The following is a 3,327-nucleotide window of genomic DNA, read 5'->3' on the forward strand; positions in this document are numbered from 1 at the left end:
TCAGCCTCAGCGCCGGATTCGGCGGTACCTGCACCGCACTGCTGCTGGAGCGGGTGTGACCGGCCCCCCGCCGGGCCCCAAGCCCTGCCTCAAGCCCTGCCCCGCGCCCGGCCGCAGCCACGGGCCGCCCCGGCCGCCCGCCCCGCGGGTGCTGGCCGAGGCGCACTGGCCGCCGCCCGGGGCGCCCACGGCCCGCCCGGACCAGGGCAGGTTCCTGGTCTCCCGCTTCCCGCCGCTGGTCACGGCCGTCGCCGAGGACTGCCTGCGGGCCCGCTACGGCGAGCCGCCCGCACCGCCCGCCCGCGGCGAGCGGACCGCGGTCCTGCTGTCCTCGCTCCGCTCGGACCCGGCCACCGCCCACGCCGTCGCCCTGGCCCTGGCCCGCGGCGAACCGGTGGCCAAACCCCTGCTGTTCCAGTCCGCGCCGACGGCCGCACTCGGCCAGGTCGCCGCCCGCTGGGGGCTGGCCGGACCGATGCTCTCGATCACTCCGGTCGGCGACCGGCTCACCGACGGACTCACCCTCGCCGCACGGCTGTTGACGCTAGGCGAGGCGGCCGAGGTGCTGCTGGTCTGCGCCGACCTCGCCCACCCGGGGCAGCCGGGGGACACCGCCCATGCGCTGCTGCTCGCCCCCGGCGGCTGACCGGGCGGGCCCCGGACGGCGGACCTACCGTGGAGACATGGCCGAACCGACGGGCCACGGATGGTCGTGGCTGAGCTGGGACCGGATCAGTTCCGGTCCGGACGACGCCGAGCAGCGGGCCCTGCTGCTGCCCGGCGGCCTGTGCACCGCGGACGAGTACCGCGAGCTGATGGCCGAACCGGCACTCGCCGGGGTCCGCCTGACCGCCGTCACCCTCCCCGGGCACGGCGGCACTCCCCCGCCGCGCGACTGCGGCCTGGAGAACTACGCCCGCCTCGCCGCCGAGTGCGCGGCCGGCCTCGGCGCCGACGTCGTGGTGGGGCACAGCATGGGCGCCAACGTGGCGATCGAGATGGCCGCCTCCGGCCGCTTCCGCGGGCCGGTGATCCTGCTCGCCCCCAGCTTCTCCCGGCAGGACGAGAGCCGGTTCCTGCGCACCCTGGACCGGCTCGCGCTGGTGCTGGGCCACCTGCCGTACAGCGCGATGCTGAAGATCGTCGACGGCGCGGCCAAGGACAGCCCGCTGCCGCCGGACCGCAAGGCGGAACTGGTCGCGGACCTGCGCCGCAACGACCCCCGGGTGATGCGCCGCGTCCTGCGCGGCTACCTGGGGTACCTCGACCGGTACGGCTCGGTCGCGCCGCGGCTGCGCGGCGCGGACGGGCCGGCCTGGGTGGTGCACGGCGAGAGCGGCGACGGCGGCATCACCGCCGACGAACGCCGCCTGCTGCTCTCCCGGCCCGGGATCCGGGTCATCACCCTGCCCGGCGAGAGCTTCTTCACCCCCGCCGAGGAGCCCGCACTGGTCGCCTCGTACCTCACGGAGGCCCTGGCCGCGGCCCTGACCGCGGCCCGCGGCCCCGCGCCGGACGCCTGAACGGCGCGGTCGTCCGGCGCAGGTGCGCGGTGCGGGTGGGCGGTGCTCAGGCCTCCGCGGCGGCCGGGGCCTCGGCCGGACGCTTGAACATCCGGGTGGCGGTGATCTCGCCGTGGATCGCCGGACCGTCCGGGTCGGGCGCGGCGGGCAGGCCCGGACGCAGGTGCTCCTCGACCGAGATGTACTTCAGGCCGGCCCGCAGGTCGGCGTCGTTGCGCAGCCGGATCACCAGCGGGAACTCGGCCAGCGCGGTGGTGTCGAACAGTCCGGTGGTGTAGATCAGCTGCACACCGAGGGCGTCCGCGACCGCCCGCTGCAGCTCCAGCAGGTAGGTCGCGTTGGCCCGGCCGATCGGGTTGTCGAGGAACAGCGTGCCGGCGTGCCGCAGCTGGGACTGGCCGCGGTCGTTGGCGCGCAGCGCGGCCATCGTGCAGTACAGCGCGATGGCGGCGGTGAGCAGCTGGCCACCGGAGAAGACGTCGGACATCTGGCCGACACTGACCCGCTCGGCGCGCAGCACCGCGTCCGGCTTGAGGATCTCCACGCCGACCCCGCGCGGGCCGATCGCGGCGGCGACCCCGCGCAGCAGCAGTGACATGCCGTCCCGGCGCAGGTCGGAGTTCTTCTTGACGGCGGCCCGGGTGGCCTCGTCGATCACCTCGCCGAGCCGCTCGACCAGCACCGTGTGGTCCGGGTCCTCGAAGCGGATCCGCAGGAACTCCTGGCCGGACCACTCCCCGAGGCCCTCAGGCAGCCGGGACAGCCGCTGGGCGGCGCGCAGCGTGGCGAGCGAGGACTCGACCAGGCCGCGCAGCCGGTCGACGATGCTGCTGCGGTTGCGCTCCAGCTGGGCGAGCTCGTCGGTGAGCACCCGCAGCCGCGGGGCGAAGGCGGCGGCCCAGGCGGCGGCGTGGTCCGGCAGGGCGGCCGCCGGCAGCTCGCGGATCTGGTGCCGGGCGGGGGTGCGGACGGCCTCGTACCGGGCCGCGTTGGCGTGCCGCACCAGCGCGTCGGAGGCGTCGCGGACGGCGAGTTCGGCGCCGGTCAGGTCGGCGGCGGCGGTCCGCAGGGCGCGCCGGGTGTCCGTGGCGGCGGCGCGGGCGTCGGCGAGGCCGCCGAGGTAGGGCTCGGCGGGCTGCGGTTCGCCCTCCTCGGTGTGGTCGCGCAGGCCGTCCCTGAGCTGGGCGGCGAGCTCCTCGAAGTCGGTGGTGGCCGACTGGGCGGTCTCCAGGGTGCGCTGCAGGTCGGCGTGGACGGTCCGGGCCGCGTCGACCTGCTCGCGGCGCTCGGCGAGCAGCCCGGTGGCGGTGCGCAGCAGCAGCTGGGCGTGGTCGGGGTCGGTGGGGACCAGCTCGGCGGGCAGCTCGGTGTGGGACTCGCCGTCGGCGGGGGCGGAGCGTTCGGCCTCGCCGCGCAGCCGGCCGAGCTGCTCGCTGGCGGTGGCGGAGCGGGCCTCGATGGTGGCGACCAGTTCCTCGGCGCGCGCGGCGGCGGCCTGGCGGGCCGGGCCGTCGGCGCCGTCGGGGCTGGCGAGCAGCTCCTCGGCGCGGGTGCGGACCTTGTTGGTCAGCCGGTCGAGTTCGGCCGCGGCGGCGGCCTCGTCGCCCTCGGCGCGGGCCTGCTCGGCCCGCAGGTCGGCGCCGACGCCGACCTTCTCGTACAGCTGGGAGGCGGCCCGGTAGGCCTCGCGCAGGGCGGGCAGCGAGGCGGCCGGGGCGGCCTGCTCGGGGGCGTCCTCGGCGAGGCCGGCCAGCTCGGCGCGCTCGGCGCGCAGGGTCCGGGCGGTGCGGCGGGCGTCGTCGGC

General features: G+C 77.3%; 2 protein-coding genes and 1 pseudogene. 2 read left to right on the forward strand and 1 reads right to left on the reverse strand.

Going from position 1 to position 3,327, the window contains the following annotated elements; translation table 11 throughout:
• The first annotated feature begins 55 nt into the window (after positions 1-55).
• Together AA75_RS49825 and AA75_RS27035 are read left to right on the forward strand one after the other, a co-directional pair.
• Entirely contained in the window at positions 56-646 is a 591-nt protein-coding gene (locus tag AA75_RS49825) for a hypothetical protein (RefSeq protein WP_051813461.1), read from the forward strand.
• Between the two features lie 37 nt (positions 647-683).
• Positions 684-1,523, forward strand: coding sequence for an alpha/beta fold hydrolase (locus AA75_RS27035; protein ID WP_033822876.1), 840 nt, complete (start codon positions 684-686; stop codon positions 1,521-1,523).
• Positions 1,524-1,569: 46 nt separating this feature from the next.
• Here the strand turns inward: AA75_RS27035 and AA75_RS27040 are convergent.
• Positions 1,570-3,327: pseudogene (locus AA75_RS27040) on the reverse strand (hypothetical protein); the annotation flags it as partial.

The sequence above is a fragment of the Kitasatospora sp. MBT63 genome (assembly GCF_000710465.2).
In the GTDB taxonomy this organism is placed as follows: Bacteria; Actinomycetota; Actinomycetes; order Streptomycetales; family Streptomycetaceae; genus Kitasatospora.